This is a genomic window from Staphylococcus sp. 8AQ (assembly GCF_902506595.1).
Taxonomy (GTDB): Bacteria; Bacillota; Bacilli; order Staphylococcales; family Staphylococcaceae; genus Staphylococcus; species Staphylococcus pasteuri.
The window spans coordinates 1,960,576-1,975,999 of record NZ_LR733871.1 but is presented as its reverse complement, the minus strand read 5'-3'; the positions used below and the strand labels follow the sequence as shown (position 1 = coordinate 1,975,999).

General features: G+C 30.9%; 16 protein-coding genes. 11 read left to right on the top strand and 5 right to left on the bottom strand.

Annotated elements, in window-relative coordinates; translation table 11 throughout:
- Window positions 1–18: 18 nt before the first annotated feature.
- Window positions 19–723, top strand: coding sequence for an acetolactate decarboxylase (budA, locus tag GVY01_RS09830; RefSeq protein WP_017636624.1), 705 nt, complete (start codon window positions 19–21; stop codon window positions 721–723).
- A 63-nt stretch (window positions 724–786) separates the two neighbouring features.
- Here budA and GVY01_RS09825 read toward each other — a convergent pair whose 3' ends face one another.
- Complete coding sequence (locus GVY01_RS09825) at window positions 787–1,665, bottom strand: oxidoreductase (RefSeq protein WP_017636623.1); 879 nt, start codon at window positions 1,663–1,665, stop codon at window positions 787–789.
- Window positions 1,666–1,741: 76 nt separating this feature from the next.
- Here GVY01_RS09825 and panB point away from each other — a divergent pair, with 76 nt between their 5' ends.
- The 7 genes from panB (at window position 1,742) to GVY01_RS09790 (ending at window position 8,767) form a co-directional block, all read left to right on the top strand.
- Complete coding sequence (gene panB, locus GVY01_RS09820) at window positions 1,742–2,560, top strand: 3-methyl-2-oxobutanoate hydroxymethyltransferase (protein WP_017636622.1); 819 nt, start codon at window positions 1,742–1,744, stop codon at window positions 2,558–2,560.
- Complete coding sequence (gene panC / locus GVY01_RS09815) at window positions 2,553–3,404, top strand: pantoate--beta-alanine ligase (RefSeq protein WP_017636621.1); 852 nt, start codon at window positions 2,553–2,555, stop codon at window positions 3,402–3,404. The genes panB and panC overlap by 8 nt, the downstream gene beginning before the upstream one ends.
- 1 nt (window position 3,405) lies before the next feature.
- Entirely contained in the window at window positions 3,406–3,789 is a 384-nt protein-coding gene (gene panD / locus GVY01_RS09810) for an aspartate 1-decarboxylase (RefSeq protein ID WP_017636620.1), read from the top strand.
- A 160-nt stretch (window positions 3,790–3,949) separates the two neighbouring features.
- Entirely contained in the window at window positions 3,950–4,891 is a 942-nt protein-coding gene (locus GVY01_RS09805; protein ID WP_017636619.1) for a zinc ribbon domain-containing protein, read from the top strand.
- A gap of 184 nt (window positions 4,892–5,075) precedes the next feature.
- Complete coding sequence (locus tag GVY01_RS09800) at window positions 5,076–5,963, top strand: TcaA second domain-containing protein (protein ID WP_017636618.1); 888 nt, start codon at window positions 5,076–5,078, stop codon at window positions 5,961–5,963.
- A gap of 345 nt (window positions 5,964–6,308) precedes the next feature.
- Window positions 6,309–7,412, top strand: coding sequence for a zinc-ribbon domain-containing protein (locus GVY01_RS09795; protein ID WP_017636617.1), 1,104 nt, complete (start codon window positions 6,309–6,311; stop codon window positions 7,410–7,412).
- Window positions 7,412–8,767, top strand: a complete 1,356-nt coding sequence (locus GVY01_RS09790; RefSeq protein ID WP_159333738.1) for a zinc ribbon domain-containing protein — start codon at window positions 7,412–7,414, stop codon at window positions 8,765–8,767. Before GVY01_RS09795 ends, GVY01_RS09790 begins: the two co-directional genes overlap by 1 nt.
- A 74-nt stretch (window positions 8,768–8,841) precedes the next feature.
- On the opposite strand, the gene GVY01_RS09785 is transcribed toward GVY01_RS09790, so the two are convergent.
- The gene (locus GVY01_RS09785; protein WP_017636615.1) at window positions 8,842–10,524 is read right to left on the bottom strand and encodes a CocE/NonD family hydrolase; all 1,683 of its coding nucleotides are present in this window, start codon (window positions 10,522–10,524) and stop codon (window positions 8,842–8,844) included.
- A gap of 146 nt (window positions 10,525–10,670) precedes the next feature.
- Here GVY01_RS09785 and GVY01_RS09780 point away from each other — a divergent pair, with 146 nt between their 5' ends.
- Window positions 10,671–11,258: a TetR/AcrR family transcriptional regulator gene (locus GVY01_RS09780; protein ID WP_017636614.1), complete on the top strand. Its 588-nt coding sequence runs from the start codon at window positions 10,671–10,673 to the stop codon at window positions 11,256–11,258.
- A 503-nt stretch (window positions 11,259–11,761) separates the two neighbouring features.
- Here GVY01_RS09780 and GVY01_RS09770 read toward each other — a convergent pair.
- Window positions 11,762–12,211 (bottom strand): VOC family protein, encoded by a 450-nt coding sequence (locus GVY01_RS09770; protein WP_017636613.1) that lies wholly within the window; start codon window positions 12,209–12,211, stop codon window positions 11,762–11,764.
- Between the two features lie 163 nt (window positions 12,212–12,374).
- Between GVY01_RS09770 and GVY01_RS09765 the strand changes: the two genes are divergently transcribed.
- Together GVY01_RS09765 and GVY01_RS09760 are read left to right on the top strand one after the other, a co-directional pair.
- Entirely contained in the window at window positions 12,375–12,875 is a 501-nt protein-coding gene (locus tag GVY01_RS09765; protein ID WP_017636612.1) for a DUF3278 domain-containing protein, read from the top strand.
- Window positions 12,876–13,021: 146 nt separating this feature from the next.
- Window positions 13,022–13,708 carry an epoxyqueuosine reductase QueH gene (locus GVY01_RS09760; protein ID WP_414075558.1) on the top strand — a complete coding sequence of 229 codons (687 nt, stop codon included), beginning with the start codon at window positions 13,022–13,024 and terminating at the stop codon, window positions 13,706–13,708.
- 52 nt (window positions 13,709–13,760) lie between these two features.
- Here the strand turns inward: GVY01_RS09760 and GVY01_RS09755 are convergent, their stop codons facing one another.
- Together GVY01_RS09755 and GVY01_RS09750 are read right to left on the bottom strand one after the other, a co-directional pair.
- Window positions 13,761–14,045, bottom strand: coding sequence for a hypothetical protein (locus GVY01_RS09755; protein WP_017636610.1), 285 nt, complete (start codon window positions 14,043–14,045; stop codon window positions 13,761–13,763).
- Between the two features lie 143 nt (window positions 14,046–14,188).
- Window positions 14,189–15,256: a quinone-dependent dihydroorotate dehydrogenase gene (locus GVY01_RS09750; RefSeq protein WP_017636609.1), complete on the bottom strand. Its 1,068-nt coding sequence runs from the start codon at window positions 15,254–15,256 to the stop codon at window positions 14,189–14,191.
- Window positions 15,257–15,424 lie beyond the last annotated feature (168 nt).

Here is a 15,424-nt window from a genome sequence, read left to right as displayed (position 1 = left end):
TTAGGAGTGAAATTGTTTATGACTAATGTCTTATACCAACACGGTACATTAGGAACATTGATGGCAGGATTACTAAAAGGGACTGCATCAATTAATGAACTATTAGAACATGGTGATTTAGGAATAGCAACACTTACTGGTTCTAATGGGGAAGTAATATTTATTGATGGTAAAGCTTATCATGCTAATGAACATAAAGAATTTGTTGAATTAAAAGGCGATGAATTAACACCTTATGCTACAGTAGCAAAATTCACAGCAGATACGACTTATCAAACTAAAGATAAATCATCTGAAGCGGTCTTTAATGAAGTGAAAGAAAAAATGCTTAGTGAAAATTTATTCTCAGCAGTAAAAATTTCTGGAGTTTTCAAAAAAATGCATGTACGTATGATGCCAGGTCAAGAACCACCGTATACTCGTTTAATTGATTCAGCACGTAGACAACCTGAACAAACTGAAACGAATATCAAAGGTTCTGTAGTTGGTTTCTTTACACCAGAATTATTCCATGGTGTAGGTTCAGCAGGTTTCCATGTTCATTTCGCTAACGATGATCGTAACTTTGGTGGTCACGTATTAGACTTTGAAGTCGAAGACGTTAAAGTTGAAATACAAAACTTCGAAACATTTGAACAACATTTCCCATCATATGATGAAACATTTACAAATGCTGATATTGATTATAAAGATATTGCAGATGAAATAAGAGAAGCTGAATAATTATAGTAAAACTGAGGCGTGATAGATCACGTCTCAGTTTTTTTGTTTGTCTATAAAAATAAATTATTGTGAACTTGAATTTTGAATAATACGTTGTTGATAGCTAGATAAAAATGAATAAATAGTATCTAAATAAGGCGTGTGTAATTGATGTTGTCGTGCCTTATTGTATATATAGCCCTGTATTGCTTCCATTTCTAAAGGCCGATCTGACATGATATCGTAATACATACTTGTTCCCATTTGATCAGGATAACCTTCATATATTGTCATAATAGAGTTTAGCGTGCTTTCATCAAAAGTGATTCCCTCAGCATTTGCTACTGTAATACCCTCTGAAATAATTTCTCTACAAATATGTTTAATATGAGCTGAATGCAAAATTTTAGCTGTATCACGACCTACTGCTGTTATTGAATTAATTCCTAAATTGACTAATAGTTTATACCATATTTTTTGTTCAATATTATCTTCAAGTATTATTTCAATTTTAGTTTTGTTAGTTAACTTTTGTAATTGTCTTGTTCTTGTTGTATCTTTCAAATGAAGACAATAGTCTCTATAATGCACGATATTATTATTGTTTTTCTGACCACTGATATAGACTACAGCTTGATATGCATGTTCATAAGGAATTTTCTCTAGATATCCATATCCATTTTGAGCAAGGATAATTAATGTATTTTCATGTATGATTGAAGATAATTTTGAAAGTACAGAATCTAGTTGGTATGTTTTAACGGCAATGAATAGTACATCAAGAGGTTGAATTATATTTTGATAAGGTGTAACAGACATTGTGATTGCTTCTTTTTCATTTTCTGGGAAATAATGTAATTCTTGTCTTTTTTTACCAATTAATAAAGTGTCAGGATATTTCTTTTGTAATTCAATAGCTATAGTCGTTCCAACAGCTCCAGGACCAATAACACCAATTGTCATAATATTTATGCTTTCCTTTCTTGATTAGATTCATTATACTATTGCTAATAATATAGGAAATTGAGGATGAATTGAATTGAAAACTTTAGCTCAGTTAATTGAAATGAAACAAATAGGTAACAAAATTTCAATGGTTACTGCTTATGATTTTCCTAGTGCAAAACAAGCACAAGAAGCAAATATAGATATGATACTAGTGGGAGATTCCTTAGGGATGACTGTGTTAGGTTACGAAAGTACAGTTCAAGTTACAATAGATGATATGATACACCACGCAAAAGCCGTACGTCGTGGAGCGCCAGACACGTTTGTAGTCGTAGATATGCCAATTGGTACGGTTGGTATCAGTGATGAGTTGGATTTACAACATGCTTTAGATTTATACCAACAAACGAACGCAAATGCGATTAAAGCGGAAGGTGCACATTTAGCAACGTTTATAAAAAAAGCGACTAGAATGGGTATTCCCGTTGTAGCTCATTTAGGTTTAACACCACAAAGTGTAGGCGTAACAGGATACAAATTACAAGGTAGTACTAAAGAAGCAGCTTTACAATTAATTGAAGATGCTCGCCTTATGGAAGAATCGGGTGCAGTTGCATTAGTTCTTGAAGCAATACCAAGTGATCTTGCCCAAGTAATTAGTGAAAAATTGTCGATTCCAGTCATAGGTATCGGTGCAGGAAAAGACACTGATGGGCAAGTATTGGTTTATCATGACATGCTCAACTATGGTGTTGAACGTCATGCAAAATTTGTTAAGCAATATAGTGACTTTTCAATTGGTATTAATGGTTTAAAACAGTACAATGAAGAAGTTAAATCAGGCGCATTTCCCACTGAAACACACACGTATAAGAAAAAAATTATGAGTGAGGTAAATAACAATGACTAAAGTGATAACAACGGTAAGTGAAATGCAAAATATTGCTAAAGAATATAAGACACACGGACAAACGATAGGTTTTGTACCTACTATGGGTGCTTTACACGAAGGTCATTTGAAAATGATGGAATTATCATCAGAATTTAATGATGTAACTGTAGTGAGTATTTTTGTTAATCCGCTACAATTTGGACCTAATGAAGATTTTGATGCATATCCTCGCCAAATTGATAAAGATGTTGAAATGATAGAACAAATTGATGTGGATTATGTGTTTTATCCAAGTGTAGAAGAAATGTATCCTGATGAACTAGGTGTAACACTTAAAATTGGTAAATTAGCACATGTACTTGAAGGTGCACAACGTCCGGGACATTTCGAAGGTGTTGTAACTGTAGTTAATAAATTGTTTAATATTGTAAGTCCAGATTATGCTTACTTTGGTAAAAAGGATGCGCAACAACTGGCAATCGTAGAAAAAATGGTCAAAGATTTTAATCAGCCAATTGAAATTATAGGTGTGGATATTGTTCGAGAAAAAGATGGATTAGCAAAAAGTTCAAGAAATGTTTACTTAACAGTAGAGGAAAGACAAGAAGCGGTTCATTTAAGTAAGAGTTTGAAATTAGCACGTGAATTATATAATAATGGAGAACGCAATAGTTCGGTTATTATAGATGAAATTACTCAATATTTACTTGATTACACAAGTGGTCAAGTAGATGAAGTGGCTATCTATAGTTATCCAGAGTTAGAAGAACAAACTAAAATTGAAGGTCAAATCTTTATTTCATTAGCCGTTAAATTTTCAAAAGCACGTTTGATAGATAATATAATAATTGGAGCTGAATAAGTTGATAAGAACAATGATGAATTCTAAAATTCATAGAGCAAGGGTGACAGAAGCTAACTTAAACTATGTTGGCAGTATCACGATTGACTCAGATATTTTAGATGCGGTTGATATATTACCAAATGAAAAGGTTGCAATCGTAAATAATAATAACGGTGCGCGCTTTGAAACTTATGTCATTGCTGGTGAAAGAGGTACTGGTAAGATTTGCTTGAATGGTGCTGCAGCTCGTTTAGTTGAAATAGATGATGTAGTTATAATTATGACTTATGCTCAATTAAATGAAGAAGAAATTAAGCATCATGCACCAAAAGTAGCTGTATTGAATGAACATAATGACATCATTGAAATGATACATGAAAAAGAAAACACAATTGTTTTATAACAGTGATAATTAAATATATAAATGCAAGTCCTAACAAATTAGTATAATTTATTGTTAGGACTTTTTAAATATTAATAAATAAAATAAAAATAATATAGAATAGGGTGTTGAAATGTAATATAATCTATCTAAATAGTTATAGTGGAGGAATTAAAAATTCATGAAATGTCTTAATTGTGGTCAGAATCATCAACCAGAAGATCGATTTTGTGTTCAATGTGGTGCAGAAATAATTAAACCAGATGAAGCGACACAAAACGTTCCAACAGCATCTACAATGACAGAGGACCAACAACTTCAAAGTACTTCAAAGCAATCTCAGAAAGAAGATGATGATAATAATGAACGTCAATTATATAAAAAGACGACATCGGTTCATCAAACAACGAGAAAGCGATCTACACTTGAAGAAAATGACTCATTTGTTGAAGAAATAACAGATGATAATATGTCATCGATGGAAAATTTCTTTAAAGATTTACAAATTGAAGGTAAAAAATTCTTCACCCATGTATTTAAATCTGTGGATGATATTTTTGAGAATCAAGTCACATTTAATTATCGTTTTTTATTATCATTAGTATGTATAGGAACGTTGTTGAGTACTTTACTAATAATCATTTTATCTTCAGATTTATTTTTATTTATGGCAAGCAGCTCACCTTTAAAGATAACTTTCTATATATTGATGATAATGTTAGGTAGTACAACTTTATCAATTGGCGTGTTGTATAGTGTTTTGAAAATAAGTTTAAATACGAAAGTCCAACTTCACAAGGTCGTGTCTGATTTCATTGTCGTTAATACGTTTTCAGTCATAACATTATTAATAGGATTGATATTAGCTATACTAGGCGTAACAAAATTAGCTATCATTATCTTAGTTGTTGCTTGTGTTATGTTATATATCATTTCACCGTCATATATTTTGGCTAAATATAGTGTTATGTATAGTACAAAAATCGCAAGCATATATAGTATCATTATCTATCAATTGGTAATGACAATTTTAGTTTATTTATTAGGTCATATGATTATAGAACAATTAATCAACGATTATCTTATGAAATTATGGGATAGTGGTTTTAATGGCTTACTGTAAACAATGCAAGAAACCTATGTATATTAATAATGATTACTGCACAAGATGTTATCATTCTATGTTAGCTACAAAAAAATATACAGAAAGATATTCGCATCAAATTCATGCTTCTCATGCGTCTAAAAGGTGTCGATTTCGCAAACCTAAAAAACCATTGTCACTTATAATACTGGTACTTTGTTTGATGACGATCATATTAATTAGTATTTTATCTTTCTATAGATTAGAAAACGCACTAGATAAAAAGGTTCAATTATTTTCAGATGCAATCGATCATAAAAATACGGACCAATTGATTGAATTAGTAATATCCAATAATCAACAATTAACAAATGAAGAAGCTAAGGCATATGTATCTTTGATCAATTCATTTGGTGGTAATAAAAAATTCTTACATCAATTAACATCGGCAGCATATCATTTAAAACAAAATAAAGGTAAAACACAAGATGTTGAATTAGAAGGAGTAACAATCTTAACGATACATCAACAGATTCATTTATTCGGTTTGTTTAAAAACTTTCAATTTGAAATACCACGATTTAACTTTACATTAGATGCTAAAGATAATGGTAAATTGACATATCGTTTAAATAACAAAAAGTATGATGTACGTTTAGTAAAAGGTCATATCGTTAGTTTAAATGCTGTACCTTTAGGTGAATATAAATTAGACGCGACTAAAAAAATCGGAAATCGTACATATGACGGTAATATTATTTTTAGTTTGAAAAAATATGGTACTTTAGCTAAAGAAGATTTTAGTGAAAAACGATTTAAAGTAACAACTAAAAATAGTTATATGTTTAATAAAATGGATTTAGTAATTAATGATAAAAATGTTGGTAGATTAAAAGACTATATTACTTATGGACCTTTTAGTGGAGAAGATGACTTGCTTGTGTATGGTGTAGGTTATGTAGGGAACCAAGCATTTAAATCAAATGAAGTGAATGTACCATCTATTAATAGTGATGAAAGTCCTGTTAATGTTGTTCTTACATTTAATGAAGCAGAAGTGTTTAGTAAATCTGATCCTCAACTAAATAAGAAAATACATAAAAATAAATAATAACAATTAAGAACTTGGGACATATCTTTTAGAAAAATGGCTAGTAAATGAGTTTATCAAAAACTCGTTTACTAGCTTTCTTATTTACAATACATCGTATTTTTGTGTGACTTTAAATTAAAAAATAAAACGCTTTTTATATTAGGACTAATTGTGTTACCAACTACTTACTATCTATTAAAAAATATTTTTTTAGTAAAAATATCTATTAAGGTATTTGATATATCTAAAAATATAACAAACTTTATTAAAGGTTTTTAAAAATATTTGAAATTTCATAGAAAACAACATAAATAAAATGTTATAATTTGCAAAGATAAACAATAAAATACTGGAGGTACCATTATGAAATGCCCTAATTGTGGTCATCAAATCGAACAAGATGATGTATTTTGTGGAGAATGCGGCACAAAAGTTAATCGTCAATCTAATGCAGTTACATCAGCAGAGGACGATATTAAACAAGCTGATTCTCACTCAAATAAACAACAGGCCACTCAATCAACTCATAATAGCACAATGAATTCTACTAGCAATGCCTCACATGAACAATCACAATCAATGAATCAAAGTAATGCATCTGCAGAAACTCACGCAAATCACAATCAATACCAACACTCACAACCTAACAACACACAACAGCAATACCAAAATCAAAACCCAAACCAGAATCAAAATCAAAATCCAAATCCAAATCCAAATCCAAATCAGAACCAATACCAGAATCAATATCAAAACTATAATCAAAATCAACAGTACCAACAACAACCACATCAGTATCAACAACAAACAAATCAGTTTAGTGAACAAGCTAAAGAAGTGACTCAAGAAAGTAAAGGTTTCTTCAAAAGTGCTTTTGTAGATCCTGATAGAGAGATTAAAAGTACTCATACATTCAGTTTTAAATTATTAGGTTCACTATTAGCAATTGGATTAATCGTACTTGCAATCATTCTTTTCTTAGCTATTCCAGAAGAAGTATCTTTATTTACTTCAGAATCCAAAATCGTGTTCTCTATTATTATTAGCTTAATTATTCTTTTAGCTGCAATTGTAGGTACAATATTCGGAATGACAAGATTAGTTGTAGTTCAAGCGATATCATTTAAAAAGGTATTTTCTGATTTCATATTAATTAATAGTGTCACAGTTGCAATGTTACTTGTATCTATCATTCTATTAGTTATGGAAGCATACACATTTGGCATGGTTGTCTTAATGTTATCTTTCGTTATACTTGTAGCTTCTGGTGTATATTTAATTGCGAAATATAGTGGTATTAACTTCACTAGATTTTCAAGTTTTTATGGTATTGTTATTTACTTAATTGTTATTTTTATCTTGATGAGAATTTTCGGAGAAGTAACACTTTCAAGTATTTTAGAATCATTTGATGAAACAAGAGATTCATTCTTTAATAACTTATTCGGTGGAGGTAGTGGTTATTAATGAAATATTGTAGTAATTGCGGTAAACCCTTACGCCAAGACGTTAAAATTTGTACTAATTGTGGGGCACCAGTTAACGCATCTCAGTATTCACAACAAAATTCTCACAATCATACTCATTCACAACAACATAACCAAGGTTATAATAATGCACCTATGTATCAACAATATGAACCACAACCGAAGAAAAGTAAGAAAAAAACAATATTAATCATTGTTATAGTTGCAGTTGTTTTAGCAATGTTAATTGCTATCTTTGCGATTTTAAAACATCAATTTTCACCTGAAAAACAAGCAGACCAAATCGCACATGCAGTTAAGAAAGATGATGCAAAAGGTCTAGCTAAACAAGTGACTTCAGCAGATAATAAATTGAGTGAACAAGAAGCACGTGCTTATTTAAATTACCTCAAGGCTGAAGGCGACTTAACTAACGTAGCAAACCAAATTGAAAGTAATACGAAAGAAGTTGAGCACGGTAAATATCATAGTTTATCTGTTAATACAGACGATGATAATGTATTAAATATTGAAAAAGACGGCAAAAAATATTTATTCTTTAATAACTATAAATTCAATATTCCACAAAAAAAGGTATATATTGAACCTACTGATACCGGTGATATTACTTATAAATTTAATGGGGAAAAACATCATCTTTCTGTTGATGAAGCTGAAAATAAACCAATGGGCACGTTCCCAATTGGAGATTATAATTTAAAGGCCTCTAAGAAAATGGAAGGTAAAACATTCGATGGTGCGATTAACATTACTATGAGTGAGGAAGACGGTATTGCGAAAGAATCATTTAGACAAAAGCGATTCAACGTAACTACTGAAGGTGGTTCAATGTTAGATGATATTAACATCTATGTGAACGATAAAAATGAAGGCGATGAATCTGATACATTTGGTCCTTATGATCCTGACGAAGATGTCATCGTATATGCACAAGGTACTTTAGAAGGTGAAACATTTAAATCAAGTTCTGTAAATGTTTCAAGTGCTAGTGAAGAAGATAATGGCGTATCAGACGTAACAGTCAAATTTGATGAAGACGCTATAGATGATTATTACGATAAGAAAATGGAATCAGACGATGATGATGACAGCGACAGTGATTCAGAAGAAGTAACTCGTGATAACGTTATCGACAAAGTTGAGTCATATGAAGGACATACATTAGATACAGATGAATATACGTACAAAGAACCTGAAAAAACAGATGATGGCAAATGGGGATTCTCATTTGAAGATAAAGATGGTGATTTAGCAGGTTCATATACTGTAGATTCAGATGACGGTTATGTAACTGAATATGATGAAGACGGAGAAAAAGTAGGTTCTGGATACTAAAAGTTCCAGAAAATAATTAATAATAAATGACCACCCAAAAGGAGCAATCCTTTTGAGTGGTCATTTTAATATATTTATTTTGTTATGGGAATGATTAGTTGAGAATCGTATTGTCCGCCAGTGTGAATATGATGATGTCCTTTATTTACTGTTTCGTTATGTTCATAACGTGTACTCATACCTGGTGTACTATTACCTTTTACTACTTCGCTTCCTTTGACGACAACTTCTAGTGTTTCGCCTTGTTTAAATAATGTACCTGAAGGTAGAAGTTCAATTTCTACAGGAACGACTTCACCATTATTAAGTTTTAATTCTTGTTCATGTGTATGCCAAGGTTGAGCAATGGTTGATTTTTCTTGATCTAATTCGCGATGTGAAGCACGTAACCAACCAGTTGCAACTTGACCATCTTCAATATGGTTAAAGTCAGGGAAGTGCACTTCATTACCACGACGATCTAATTTTTTAATACCTGCAAATAAATCCATATCGTCTGTATCATCTGTACTTACCCATAATTTTAAGTTCATATTACCTACTAATTCTGTATCTTTATCAAATGTATAACTGAAGCGTACTTCGTCTTGTTCATTTTCAGAATCATAACTAGTTGTATTTTCTTCAGAGACAGCATTTTGATTTAATGTTAATTCTTTACCATTTAAATATAGAGGAGTATATTCAGTATTTGGTAATGGGAATGATGTTGCTGTTTTGAATTCACCTCTATAGAATTGGTCTCTTACTTCATAAGTGACAGTTGGTGTGTCTTTCCAATCATTATCTTCTTCTTTTAGGTAATAATCGAAGAACGCTTTTTGACGTTCAAGATTTTCTCTAGCATAATAACTTTCCCACTCTTTACGACCATGGATATATAGCCATTTGTCTTCTGAGCTTGCTTGTTTAAATCCTTCAAATGAACCACGATTGTGTAAACCTTGAGTTGACCAACTTGCACAAGCTAAGATAGGTGTTTTGATTTGATGAAGTGGTGCTTGGCGTTGTTTCCAGAAATCATCAAATAATGGATGGTCTTTTTGAGCTTGAATTAAATCTTCAATATTTGGATTATCTGTCCATCTCGCAAAGATTCCTTGAATCCAGAAACGATAGAATCCTGTATCTGGAATACCACCGTGGAAAGCAACTTCACGATACATATCGTTTAAACCTTCCCATGGAATCATAGCTTTTAAATGAGGAGGATTTAATGACGCAACCCACCATTGTGTAACTGCAAGATATGAAACACCATTAGTTCCGATATTACCATTACTCCATTCTTGTTGTGCAGCCCATTCAATCACTTCATAGTAATCTTCTGCTTCACGTTTTGACCATGGAGATAAGACACCATTTGATTTTGAACTACCTCGCAATGCAACTTTGATAACAACATAATCTTGAGGGACCCAGAAACCTGGATCTGGTGATTCTTCAGGCGTGAAGCTTGAAGTAGGTATAGCGCCTAATGTTGGCCAATTAGCACCCATATTAGTTATTTTTGGTTTGTTATCTTTACCATACGTATCTGCAGACATCACTACTGGGAATTGACCTTCTTTGTTAGGACGGAAAATATTCACATATAAATTTTCGCCATCTTTCATTTCAACAGTAACATCTTTTTCCATAATCATTTCTTGATTACCAAATTGTACACTATCTAGAACAATATGATTTAAACCTTCTTTAACATCGCTAACATCTGTAACAGTTAATTTTGGATTTCCTAATAAATTGCTTGTCATATGAATCATCCTTTACATGATTTCTTTTTCTTTACACCTTCATGATAAGAGGTAATAATCAGAATTCCAATCATCAATGTCCTTAATTTGTGTAATAACCAACAAACAACGTATACTTGTTGTATAGAGATAAAGGATGTGACATTATGCCGCAAGATCGACGCGTTAGAAAATCACAGCAAGCAATCAGACAAGCATTTATCGATTTATTGCATAAACAGGAATTAGAACAAATTACAGTTCAACAAATTTCTGATTTAGCAGACGTCAATCGTAGTACATTTTATACGCATTACATAGATAAATATGATTTATTAGAACAAATGGAAGATGAGCAGGTTAATGAAATTAAAGTATTTATTGAAGAAAATGATGTATATAGTAATAAAGCAATATCAGCTGATAATATACGTACGATTATGGAGTTTTTAATTGGTAATATAGAAGAGAATATGTCGTTTTATCAACTTATGTTTAATATTGGTAAGGATTCCAATTTGCATGAGAAGCTATATGAACTTATCACAGGACATTTAAATCATTTTAAAAACGACAATAATAAAATTGGTAACATACCATTTTCTTATTTTATGAGTTATGTATCTGGAGCGGGGCTTTCATTTATACGTCATTGGGTAGAGGATCCTAACCGTATATCGAAAGAAGAATTGATTCAATATTTTTATGATATTGTCAATAACGGCCCAGCTACAATAATACAACGAGAGAAATAATAAATGAGGCAGAGACATAAAGTTCTTGAACAAGAGAAAAAAGGTAACTTCTATTGAAATAATATAGAAATTACCTTTTTATCTATGAGATTTTCTTTTAAACACTGATTATGAAATTGTACAAATAAAGATTTTGATAAAGCATCTACTTTGGAGTTTACTCTAAATCGATTAATCTTTATACATAAGGATTCCATTAATTTAGTTTAGTGATGCTTATTAAATTATACGAAAGTGCCTTATTTTTTAAATATTTTAAAGTAAAATTACATATAAATACGTAGTATTTATGGCGAGACTCCCGAGGGAACAGTGCTAGTTGAAGACCTTAGAAATACTCACAGATTTATCTGTGCTGTATTTCTGGCTGAAACTGTACCCTGGGAAAGAGAGCCATACAATACGAAGTATTGGGTATAAAGAAAGCACTAAGATGATTAAAATAAATCACCTTAGTGCTATTATTTTGGGATTTATGTTCCAGCCTGTTTATTATTACCTATTTACTGATTCGTTGCATTATAATCTTGACCATGTAACATCCATCTTACGCCATATTTATCATTGAAGACGCCCATTTTACCGCCCCAAAATTGTTCTGATAATGGTAGTTCAATATTGATAGTCTCATGGTCTTTAATTTTATCGTAGAAAGCTTCTACTTTTTCAGTTTCTTCTTTATCATTAACGTCAAAATCAATTAATAATGAAATGCCGTTATTGATTGGTTGAATACGTTCGAATGAATCTGCACCTAAAATTTTCACACCAACAATTTCAAATTCTGCATGCATAGTTGCTTCTTTAGCTTGTTCTTTTGTCATTCCAAAATGTTCCGCTTGATCTTCTCCGACTTCTAAACGTTTAATATTCGTCGCACCAAATACTTCTTCGTAATATTTTAAAGCTTCTTTAGTGTTTGGAAATGCTAAATAAGGTGATAATTGAGTCATAAAACTGCTCCTTAGTCTTTTATATTATATTGCTAATAACATCATACAATGTTCTATGTTAAATGAATACAATTAAGTACTAATGTCATTTATATTTGACATTAGTACATGTGTCATATATATTAGACATATACTAAAATTACTAGTTGAAAGGGGTATTCATATGAGTCAGTTGAATGAAAAGTTATTAAATTGGATTACTAATACATCAACTGAAAAAGATGAAAGGGAGAGAACACTTTTAAATCAAAAATTGGCTACTACATTTATAATTACTTATATTGGTATGCCTATTTTGTTACTGTCTAACCTAATCATTGATGCGTATCACCAAACAATTTCATTAAATACAATATTACTATTCATTTTCTTTTTTATAATTAATGGCGTATTGTTATATAAAACAAAATCTGATGAACTAAATAAAGATAAAGTTTATTCACCAGAAGAATATAAAAAATTAGTGAATAAATATCGAATTAAAAGTGTGATTTTGATGCTTTACTTCGGAAGTGCTATGTTTCTCTTAGGTTTAATCATAAAATATTTACAGCATACAAGTATTCAATGGGGTATGGAAATTATTACTGCCATTATTGCGGGTATTGTATTTGGTGGATTTATGTATGTTTATCAAGTAAATAAAATCATGAAAGAATATTAAACTTAATATTGAATTAAATAAAATAAAAGTAATTCCTCTGAGAACACTCTTTCATTATCGATTTATTGTATAATATTCATAAATTATATAATAAATAATGAAGGGAGTGTTTTCTTTTGATTGAAGCGGGCGACATTTTGAAAAAAATGAAAAATCAAAAGGTAAACTATGACAAAGTGTTAAGGAAAATGATTCAACAATGGGAAAGGGAAAACGAGCGTCCTAAAATTTTATTACATAGCTGTTGTGCGCCATGTAGCACATATACTTTAGAATTTTTAACACAATATGCTGATATCGCTATTTATTTTGCCAATCCTAATATTCACCCTAAGAATGAATACTTAAGACGTGCCAAAGTACAAGAAATGTTTGTTCAAGATTTCAATGAAAAGACAGGTTCAAATGTGAAGTATATTGAAGCTGAATATAAACCACATGAATTTATGAAAATGGCTAAGGCTAAAGGGTTAACTGAGGAGCCTGAAGGTGGTCTAAGATGTATTGCTTGTTTTGAAATGAGACTTGAATTAGTAGCAGAAGCAGCTATTAAATATGGTTATGATTATTTTGGTAGTGCGATTACATTATCTCCTAAAAAGAATGCACAATTAATTAATCAATTAGGGATGGATGTGCAAAATGTATATAACGTTAAATATCTACCTAGTGATTTCAAGAAAAACAAAGGCTATGAACGTTCTATAGAAATGTGTAATGACTATAATATATTTAGACAATGTTATTGTGGATGTGTCTTTGCAGCAATGAAACAAGGTATTGACTTTAAACAAATCAATAAAGATGCAAGTGCATTTTTACAACAATTTTAAAAATACCCAGAGTTAAAAGGCGAGAGCCTTAACTCTGGGTATTCTAATAAAGTTAAATCATTTTATGAATGAAACGTATAATTGCCATAATGGCGATAACTAACATAGCAAGGAAAGAGAATAGTTTAAAGCGTTTATTTTCTTTCTTTACTGCTTTGTCATCATTTTCCATCATTTCTTGTAATTCGCGTTCAATTTCTAAATCAAGATCTGTTTTGCGATAACCATGTAGCCCTTTACGTTCATCTTCTTCGTTACTTTCAGCCTTGCTATTGTTATCGATATTATCTTGTTGCGTTGAATGATTCATATCTTTTTCTTTTGTTTCTTCTCGCATTTTAAGAATGCCCCCCATATTCATGACACATAACATTGAGTAAGTTTTAATTTATAACTATCTATGATTACTTTAATTTATATCCTATATAAAAGACCTATACAAAGTAAAGATATTATACTATTAACTGAATTATTAGTACGCTACTTTGCATCTAATCCAATAATATCACTAATATTTTGATAATCATTTTGTTTTAAATACTGAGCGATTTCTTTATTTATTTTCTTAGTTAGACCTGGACCTTCTATTACAAGAGATGAATAAATTTGTAGTAATGAAGCTCCATTACGTATCATTTTAATTGCGTCTTCAGAACTAAAGATGCCACCAGTACCAATAATTAGTAATTCTCCATTAGTTTCTTGGTATGCTAATTTAACTAATTTTAAATTACGTTCAAATAATGGACGACCACTTAACCCACCATCTTCAACACGATTGGCTGATGTTAAACCATCACGTTGACGTGTCGTATTCGCAAGAATAACACCGTCAAAATGTTCTTTAATAGTTGGTAAGAGTGATTTTAATCCATTTTCATCCATGTCAGAAGTAAGTTTTAAGAATATAGGTACATTAATTTCATTTTGTGCTTTGAATGTTTCTAAAGCACTACATAACATTGAAAATTCATCTTTGTCATGAAAATTTTGTAAGTTCTCAGTATTTGGAGAACTAATATTCACAGTGAAGAAATCCACGTCATTTTTAAATGTATCTATAACTTTAATGTAATCTTGGTAACGGTTATCATAAGAAGTCATTTTATTTACACCAACGTTAAGACCGATTGGCGTATGATAAGCATGACGTCGTAAGTTACTAAGTGCTTTATTCATTCCAATATTATTAAAGCCCATACGGTTAATTAAAGCATCGTCTTCTAATAATCTATACATACGAGGTTGAGGATTACCAGGTTGTGGTTTTGGCGTGATACCACCTAATTCTAATGCACCAAATCCAAGGTTTTCTAAAGCTTTAGGTACTTCACAAGATTTATCATAACCAGCGGCAAGTCCAATAGGATTTTCAAATGTGATACCATGGATATTTTGTGAAAGAATTGGGTTTTGATAATCGAATAATTTTTTCATAATAGGTAATACATATGACTGTTTTTGTGTGATTTTTAGTGCATCAATTGTTAATCCATGTGCTTTTTCAGGTTCGATTTTGAATAATAATGGTTTGATTAGTTTATACATATTAACGCTCCTAGTTCATTATATTTGAGGCTTACTATCCTCAATTTAATATATTTGAAACTTTTCCTTTTAATAGACTAGCACTTTCATATTAAATTTCCTAGTTAAATTATAAAAATTTAAAAAATAGTCGAACTTCTAAATAATGATTCATTCACATAGGTGACA

Coding starts and splice junctions, on each gene's coding strand:
- GVY01_RS09765 (WP_017636612.1), top strand. CDS start 12,375: ATGAGTCAGTTGAATGAAAAGTTATTAAATTGGATTACTAATACATCA.
- panC (WP_017636621.1), top strand. CDS start 2,553: ATGACTAAAGTGATAACAACGGTAAGTGAAATGCAAAATATTGCTAAA.
- GVY01_RS09790 (WP_159333738.1), top strand. CDS start 7,412: ATGAAATATTGTAGTAATTGCGGTAAACCCTTACGCCAAGACGTTAAA.
- GVY01_RS09795 (WP_017636617.1), top strand. CDS start 6,309: ATGAAATGCCCTAATTGTGGTCATCAAATCGAACAAGATGATGTATTT.
- GVY01_RS09770 (WP_017636613.1), bottom strand. CDS start 12,211: ATGACTCAATTATCACCTTATTTAGCATTTCCAAACACTAAAGAAGCT.
- GVY01_RS09750 (WP_017636609.1), bottom strand. CDS start 15,256: ATGTATAAACTAATCAAACCATTATTATTCAAAATCGAACCTGAAAAA.
- GVY01_RS09780 (WP_017636614.1), top strand. CDS start 10,671: ATGCCGCAAGATCGACGCGTTAGAAAATCACAGCAAGCAATCAGACAA.
- GVY01_RS09760 (WP_414075558.1), top strand. CDS start 13,022: ATGAAAAATCAAAAGGTAAACTATGACAAAGTGTTAAGGAAAATGATT.
- budA (WP_017636624.1), top strand. CDS start 19: ATGACTAATGTCTTATACCAACACGGTACATTAGGAACATTGATGGCA.
- GVY01_RS09785 (WP_017636615.1), bottom strand. CDS start 10,524: ATGACAAGCAATTTATTAGGAAATCCAAAATTAACTGTTACAGATGTT.
- GVY01_RS09755 (WP_017636610.1), bottom strand. CDS start 14,045: ATGCGAGAAGAAACAAAAGAAAAAGATATGAATCATTCAACGCAACAA.
- GVY01_RS09825 (WP_017636623.1), bottom strand. CDS start 1,665: ATGACAATTGGTGTTATTGGTCCTGGAGCTGTTGGAACGACTATAGCT.
- GVY01_RS09800 (WP_017636618.1), top strand. CDS start 5,076: ATGACGATCATATTAATTAGTATTTTATCTTTCTATAGATTAGAAAAC.
- GVY01_RS09805 (WP_017636619.1), top strand. CDS start 3,950: ATGAAATGTCTTAATTGTGGTCAGAATCATCAACCAGAAGATCGATTT.